General features: G+C 62.1%; 6 protein-coding genes and 1 pseudogene. All 7 read left to right on the top strand.

Going from position 1 to position 7,782, the window contains the following annotated elements:
- Positions 1-157: 157 nt before the first annotated feature.
- Positions 158-4,198, top strand: coding sequence for an FAD/FMN-binding oxidoreductase (locus JaAD80_RS12915; RefSeq protein WP_102294527.1), 4,041 nt, complete (start codon positions 158-160; stop codon positions 4,196-4,198).
- On the top strand, positions 4,198-4,647 hold the full coding sequence (locus JaAD80_RS12920) for an HIT family protein (RefSeq protein ID WP_102294528.1): 450 nt from the start codon (positions 4,198-4,200) through the stop codon (positions 4,645-4,647). The genes JaAD80_RS12915 and JaAD80_RS12920 overlap by 1 nt, the downstream gene beginning before the upstream one ends.
- An 8-nt stretch (positions 4,648-4,655) precedes the next feature.
- Complete coding sequence (locus JaAD80_RS12925; protein WP_102294529.1) at positions 4,656-5,105, top strand: gamma-butyrobetaine hydroxylase-like domain-containing protein; 450 nt, start codon at positions 4,656-4,658, stop codon at positions 5,103-5,105.
- A 97-nt stretch (positions 5,106-5,202) separates the two neighbouring features.
- Complete coding sequence (locus tag JaAD80_RS12930; RefSeq protein ID WP_102294531.1) at positions 5,203-5,547, top strand: YciI family protein; 345 nt, start codon at positions 5,203-5,205, stop codon at positions 5,545-5,547.
- 2 nt (positions 5,548-5,549) lie between these two features.
- Positions 5,550-6,791, top strand: a complete 1,242-nt coding sequence (locus JaAD80_RS12935; protein ID WP_102294532.1) for an RNA polymerase sigma factor — start codon at positions 5,550-5,552, stop codon at positions 6,789-6,791.
- 29 nt (positions 6,792-6,820) lie between these two features.
- Positions 6,821-7,555 (top strand): bifunctional demethylmenaquinone methyltransferase/2-methoxy-6-polyprenyl-1,4-benzoquinol methylase UbiE, encoded by a 735-nt coding sequence (gene ubiE, locus JaAD80_RS12940; protein WP_034753359.1) that lies wholly within the window; start codon positions 6,821-6,823, stop codon positions 7,553-7,555.
- Between the two features lie 31 nt (positions 7,556-7,586).
- Positions 7,587-7,782 (top strand): annotated as a pseudogene (locus tag JaAD80_RS12945) (hypothetical protein); the annotation flags it as partial.

Consider the following 7,782-nt stretch of genomic DNA (forward strand, 5'->3'; position numbering starts at 1 on the left):
GCTGATTTTTTATTCACGGAAAATGTGCGTTTGCCATATTTGCTATGGTTGAGCTGACCCCGCTTAAACCTTGGGCGGCATAAGGCTGTTCCCGCATGGTGCGGCGCAATAAGATAAAATGGGTCTTTAGGGTCCAGTCCACATCGTCACCACACTCATGAACGCTCCCGCACATATCCAAGCTTTATTGGCAGAAACGCCGAATGGTCCCGCAGCAAGCCGCCTGCGCGAAATCCCGTATAACTACACGTCGTTTTCCGATCGCGAGATCGTCATACGCCTGTTGGGAGAGGACTCCTGGCGCCTGCTCGACGAGCTGCGCGGTGCCCGTCAGACGGGTCGTTCCGCCCGCATGCTGTACGAAGTGCTGGGCGACATCTGGGTCGTGCGCCGCAATCCGTACCTGCAGGACGACTTGCTCGACAATCCAAAGCGCCGCCAGGGCTTGATCGATGCCTTGCATCACCGCCTGGCCGAAGTCGACAAGCGCCGCCTGTCCATCGATGCGGCCGGCGGCGACGCGCTCGCTGCCGGTGAAGCGCCGGAAGTGGCGCAGGCGCGCAGCCATAACGTTGAACTGCTGTTAAAAGCTGCCAGCCAGGCCGTGGCCGACTTTGGCAACGAATTCCGCAAGACCTACGACTTGCGCAAGCGCACGGTCAAGGTGCTGGGCCGCTACACGGAAAAACACAATGTGCGCTTCGACGGCATGACGCGCGTGTCGCACGTGACGGATGCCACCGACTGGCGCGTGGAATACCCGTTCGTCGTGCTCACGCCCGACACGGAAGAGGAAATGGCCGGCCTGGTGAAAGGCTGTATCGAGCTGGGGCTGACCATCATCCCGCGCGGCGGCGGTACCGGCTACACGGGCGGCGCGATTCCATTGACGCCGATGTCGGCCGTCATCAACACGGAAAAACTCATCACCCTGGGCGCCGTGGAAATGACGGTCTTGCCGGGCCTCACGCACGAGTACGCGACGATCAATTCGGGCGCCGGCGTGATCACGAATAAAGTCTCGGAAGCGGCGGAAAAGGCCGGTTTCGTGTTTGCCGTCGACCCGACCTCGGCGCATGCCTCGTGCATCGGCGGCAACGTGGCCATGAACGCGGGCGGCAAGAAAGCCGTGCTGTGGGGCACGGCGCTGGACAACCTGGCCTCGTGGCGCATGGTCGACCCGAACGGCGACTGGCTCGACGTCACGCGCCTCGACCATAACCTGGGCAAGATCCACGATATCGCACTGGCACGTTTCCAGCTGGAATGGCGTCACCCGAGCACGCGCGACGCGACCAAGCCGAACGCGCCGTTCAAGACGGAAATCCTGGAAATTCCTGGCCGCAAGTTCCGCAAGGAAGGCCTGGGCAAGGACGTCACCGACAAATTCCTCGCCGGCCTGCCGGGCATCCAGAAAGAAGGCTGCGACGGCCTGATCACGTCGGCGCGCTGGATTTTGCACAAGATGCCGAAGTTCGCCCGTACCGTCTGCCTTGAATTCTTCGGCCAGGCACGCGACGCGATTCCATCGATCGTGGAAATCAAGGATTACCTCGATGGCTTGCCGGCGAAAGGCGAGCAATACACGACCCTGCGCCTGGCGGGCCTCGAGCATCTGGACGAGCGCTACCTGCGCGCCGTCGGCTATGCCACCAAGTCGAAGCGGGGCGTGCTGCCGAAAATGGCCCTGTTTGGCGATATCGTCGGCGACGATGAAAATGCCGTCGCGCAAGCGGCGTCGGAAGTGGTGCGCATCGCCAACACCCGCGTGGGCGAAGGCTTTGTGGCCGTCAGTCCGGAAGCGCGCAAGAAATTCTGGCTCGACCGCGCCCGCACGGCGGCGATCGCCAAGCACACGAACGCGTTCAAGATTAACGAAGACGTGGTGATCCCGCTCAACCGCATGGGCGAATACACGGACGGCATCGAACGCATCAATATCGAGCTGTCGATCAAGAACAAGCTGCAGCTGGCCGAGGCCCTGAGCGAGTTTTTTGCCAAGGGTAATTTGCCTATCGGCAAGAGCGACGATGCGTCGGACGACCGGGTTGACGATGCGGAAATGCTGGGCGACCGCGCCGAGCAGGCGCAACAGCTGCTGGCGCAAGTCACGGCCCGCTGGACCTATCTGCTGGCCCAGCTCGACCGTCCGCTGGCGGACGCCAAGCACGAACTGGCCGAACTGGGCATGGAGCGCTTGCTGCCCGTCTTCGATGCGCGCCTGGAAACGCAGCCGAACGCGACATTGTTCGACGTGGTGCAGGACCGCACGGTGCGCATTACCTGGAAGCAGGAAATCCGCGCCCAGCTGCGCCAGATCTTCAATGGCGCCGCCTTCAAGCTGATCCTTGACGAGGCGACGGCCATCCATGCGCGCATCCTGCGTTCGCGCGTTTTCGTGGCCCTGCACATGCATGCGGGCGACGGCAACGTGCACACCAACTTGCCCGTCAACTCGGACAATTACGAAATGCTGCAGGACGCCCACGAAGCCGTGGGCCGCATCATGATTCTGGCCCGTTCGCTGAATGGCGTCATTTCCGGCGAGCACGGTATCGGCATCACCAAGCTGGAATTTTTGACGGAAGAAGAGATTGGCGACTTCCGCAGCTACAAGCAGCGCATCGATCCGGAAGGCCGCTTCAACAAGGGTAAATTGCTGAACCTGCCGGGCATGGGCGCGGACTTGCGCAATGCCTACACGCCATCGTTCGGCCTGATGGGACATGAGTCCCTGATCATGCAGCAAAGCGATATCGGCGCCATCGCCGACAGCGTCAAGGATTGCTTGCGTTGCGGCAAGTGCAAGCCCGTGTGCTCGACCCACGTGCCACGCGCGAATTTGCTGTATTCGCCACGCGATAAAATCCTGGCGACCTCGTCCCTGATCGAAGCCTTCCTGTACGAAGAGCAGACGCGCCGCGGTATTTCCATCAAGCATTGGGAAGAGTTCGAGGACGTGGCCGACCATTGCACCGTGTGCCATAAATGCGTCACGCCTTGCCCGGTGAATATCGACTTTGGCGACGTGTCGATGAACATGCGCAACTTGCTGCGCAAGATGGACAAGAAGAGCTTTAATCCGGGCACCAAGGCAACGATGATGTTCCTCAACGCCACCGATCCCGTGACCATCAACGCCACGCGCCAGGTCATGATCGGCTGGGGCTACAAGGCCCAGCGCCTGGGTCACGACTTGCTGAAGAAATTTGCCAAGAAGCAGACCAAGGCTCCGCCGCCATCGACAGGCAAGCCGCCCGTCAAGGCGCAGGTGATCCATTTCATCAACAAGAAAATGCCGGGCAACCTGCCGAAGAAATCGGCGCGCGCACTGCTCGACATCGAAGACGACAAGGTGATTCCGATCATCCGCAATCCGAAGACGACGACGGCCGACACGGAAGCCGTGTTCTACTTCCCCGGTTGCGGTTCGGAGCGTTTGTTCTCGCAAGTGGGCCTGGCCACGCAAGCGATGCTGTGGGAAGTGGGCGTGCAGACGGTCTTGCCGCCGGGCTACCTGTGCTGCGGTTATCCGCAACGCGGTGCGGGCGAATTCGACAAGGCCGAGAAGATGATGACGGACAACCGCGTCCTGTTCCACCGCATGGCCAATACGCTCAATTACCTGGACATCAAGACGGTGCTCGTGTCGTGCGGCACCTGCTACGACCAGCTGGCAACGTACCAGTTTGAAAAGATTTTCCCTGGCTGCCGCATCATGGATATCCATGAGTATCTGCTGGAGAAAAACGTCAAGCTGGAAGGCGTCAACGGCACGCGCTATATGTACCACGAGCCATGCCACAATCCGATGAAGCTGCAGGAGTCTGGCAAGACCATCAATTCCCTGATCAGCACGGTAGATAACGTGAAGATCGAGAAGAATGACCGTTGCTGCGGCGAATCCGGTTCCCTGGCCGTCACGCGCCCGGACATTTCCACGCAAGTGCGTTTCCGCAAGGAAGAAGAGATGGTCAAGGGCGCCGACAAGCTGCGCGGCGACGGCTTTACGGGCGACGTAAAAATCCTCACCAGCTGCCCATCGTGCCTGCAAGGCCTGTCGCGCTACAATGACGATTCGGGCACGACGGCCGATTACATCGTTGTCGAGATCGCCAAACACTTGCTGGGAGAGAACTGGATGCCGGATTACGTAAAGCGCGCCAATGACGGCGGTATCGAACGGGTGCTCGTCTGATGTCCACGCCTTGCGATCTGTGCAGCTTGCTGGACGGTTACGCCAGCCAGCAGGGTCTGGAGACCTTGCTGTGGCGCAGCGACCGCTTGTCCGTGGTGGCCGTCGATGACCCAGCGTATCCGGGTTTTTGCCGCGTGATCTGGAACAAGCACGTCAAGGAAATGACGGATTTGACTCCAGGCGAGCGCAACTACGTCATGGAAGTCGTGTGGCAAGTCGAGCTGGCCGTGCGCGAAGTGATGCAGCCGGAAAAGGTCAACGTGGCCAGTTTCGGCAACATGACGCCGCACGTACACTGGCACGTGATTCCCCGCTACCGCGACGATGCGCATTTCCCCAGCCCAAGCTGGGCCGTGGTGCTGCGCGAAACGGCGCCCGCCGTGCTGGCCGCGCGCCGCGCCCTGCTGCCGGCCTTGCGCGCCGCCATTATTCAACGCTTATCCGCATAGAGTGAGTCATGACTGAAAAAGTAACTACCCCGCAACCCACCGGCTTGACCGTGCACAACCAGTCGCGCGTGCTCGACGTGGCCTTCGACGATGGCAGCGAGTTTGCGCTGCCATTCGAATACCTGCGCGTGTATTCGCCGTCGGCTGAAGTGCAAGGCCATGGCAAGGGCCAGGAAACCTTGCAGCTAGGCAAACGCCTGGTGGGCATCACGGGCATCGAGCCGGTCGGCAACTATGCCGTGCAGCCCACCTTCAGCGACGGTCACAATTCCGGCCTGTACACCTGGGCCTATTTGTACAAGCTGGGCGCGGAAAAAGACAAACTGTGGCAAGCCTACCTGGACCAGCTGACGGCAGCCGGCTACCCGGGCGACAGCGGCCGCGATGCCAAGGCCGACATGACGGTCAAGCAGTCTTCCGGCCACGTGCATGGGCCTAGCTGCGGCCACAAGCATTAAGCTGAAAAAATAATGCGGTAGTCTGTCGGATAACCGCTGTCCCATTCGTCGTATGAATGCCCGCGCTTGCGGGCATTTTTCTTTTGGAGAAGAGACTATGGAATACCTGATCCTGATCTACGCCGATGAATCCCGCTATGAAAGCATGGCGGAAGGGCAGATGGCCAGCCTGATGGCCGACTTTGCCAGCTACACGCAGGCGCTGGACGCGGCCGGCGTGCTGCGCGGCGGCGCCGAGCTGGCTCCCGTGGCCAGCGCCACCTGCGTGCGCATGCAAAACGGCAAGCCCGTCGTCACGGATGGACCGTTCGCGGAAACCAAGGAGCAGCTGGGCGGCTATTACCTGCTAGCCTGCGCCAACCTCGACGAGGCGCTGGCCTGGGCTGGACGTTGCCCGGCGGCTAACCTGGGCACCATCGAGGTGCGGCCCGTCACGGCTTGAGCATGGCCGGCGACGCCATTGCGACCGTCGAGCACGTCTTTCGCCAGGAAGGGGGCAGGGTGCTGGCCGGGCTGATGCGGCGTTTCGGCGACCTGGGCCTGGCGGAAGACGTGCTGCAGGAAGCGTGCCGCAAGGCACTGGAGCTGTGGCCGCAGACGGGTATTCCATCCAATCCCGCCGCCTGGCTGACATCGGTGGCGCGCCATGCGGCACTCGACCACGTGCGCCGCGCAGGCAAGAGCGTGCCGGATGCTGATGCCATTCTGTCCCGCTTGCCGGCCGAGCCTGCCCTGGATGCGCAGCCCATCGAGGATGACCGTTTGCGCCTGCTGTTCATCTGCTGCCATCCCGCGCTGGCGCCCGACGCCCAGGTGGCGCTGGCCCTGCGCACCCTGTGCGGCTTGTCCACTGCCGAGATCGCGCGCGCCTTTGGCGTGGCGGAAGCGGCCCTGTCACAGCGCGTACTGCGCGCCAAGCGCAAGATCAGCGAGGCTGGCATCCCGTTTGCGTTGCCAGAGCAGCAAGCGTGGCTGCAGCGCCTGGCGCAGGTGCAGCAGGTGATTTACCTGGTCTTCAGCGAGGGCTATTGCGCCAGCGCAGGCGATGCCTTGCTGCGCGCCGACCTGTGCGCGGAAGCCTTGCGCCTGGCGCGGCTGCTCGACAGCCTGCTGCCGCACCAGCCGGAAGTGCAGGGGCTGCTGGCCTTGCTGTTGCTGCAAGCCTCGCGCGGCGCGGCGCGGCTGTCGCCGGATGGCCAGTTGCTGACCCTGGAAGAGCAGGACCGCAGCCGCTGGCAAGGCGAGCTGATCGCCGAAGGGCTGGCCGTGCTGGAGCAGGCACTGGTCGCGCGGACGCCGGGGCCATACCAGTTGCAAGCGGCAATTGCCGCCTTGCACGCCAGGGCGGCCACGGCCGGGGAGGCGGACTGGCGCCAGATTCACCTGCTGTATGGCGCCTTGCTGCGGTACAAGCCGGAGCCGCTGATACTGCTCAACGCCGTGATCGCCTGCGCCATGGCGCATGGCGCGCAACATGGCCTGGCGTGGCTGGCGCGCCTGGAAGCGCTGCCCGGCCTGGCCAACTCGCATTATCTGCATGCGGCCCGCGCCGATTTGCTGCGCCGCCAGGGCGACCGCGCCGGGGCGCTGGCGGCCTATGCGCAGGCGGCACCCCTGGCGGTGAATACGGTGGAAAGGCAATACCTTCTCCGGCGTCAGGGGGAAATGCGCCTGCCGCTTGTATAATACACCCAAGTTCAAACAGACTGCCTACCATGACCAATACGACCCATTTCGGATACAAAACAGTTGCAGAAGACGACAAAGTGCGCGAAGTCGCCAAGGTGTTCCATTCCGTCGCTGCCAAATACGACGTGATGAACGACTTGATGTCGGGCGGGCTGCACCGTCTGTGGAAGACGTTTACGATTGCCAATGCGGGCGTGCGCCCCGGCTTCAAGGTGCTCGACATCGCCGGCGGCACGGGCGACCTGTCGAAGGCTTTCGCCAAGCAGGCGGGCCCGACTGGCGAAGTCTGGCTGACCGATATCAATGAATCGATGTTGCGCGTGGGCCGCGACCGCCTCTTGAATCGCGGCTTGCTCACCCCCACCTTGTTGTGTGATGCGGAGAAACTGCCATTCCCGGATAACTATTTTGACCGTGTCAGCGTGGCCTTTGGCCTGCGCAACATGACGCACAAGGATGTGGCGCTGGCGGAAATGCGCCGCGTGCTGAAACCGGGCGGCAAGCTGCTGGTGCTGGAGTTTTCCAAGGTGGCGGCCCCCCTGCAAAAACCGTACGACCTGTATTCGTTCTCGGTCTTGCCGTGGTTTGGACAGAAGATCGCCGGCGACGCGGAAAGCTATCGCTACCTGGCAGAATCGATCCGCATGCATCCGGACCAGGAAACGCTGAAAACCATGATGGAAACGGCGGGCCTGGAGCGCGTGCAGTACTACAATCTGACGGCAGGCATTGCCGCTTTGCACACCGGTATCAAGATGTAATGCATCAACGTTGGTGTTTTTAGGAGATGGAATGAAATTGAAGAAATTTATGGTCGGCATGATGCTGGCCGCGACCACGGTATCCATGCTGGGCGAGGCGCTGGCCCGTCCCATGGGTGGTGGCCGTTCGTTTGGCCGCCAGTCGCAAAACGTAGGTCGCCAGGCGCCAGCGCCGGCACCGACGCCTGCACCGGCTGCCGCGCCACGCCAGGCGCAACCGGCACCCG

The sequence above is a fragment of the Janthinobacterium sp. AD80 genome, from assembly GCF_002878455.1.
GTDB lineage: Bacteria > Pseudomonadota > Gammaproteobacteria > Burkholderiales > Burkholderiaceae_D > Janthinobacterium.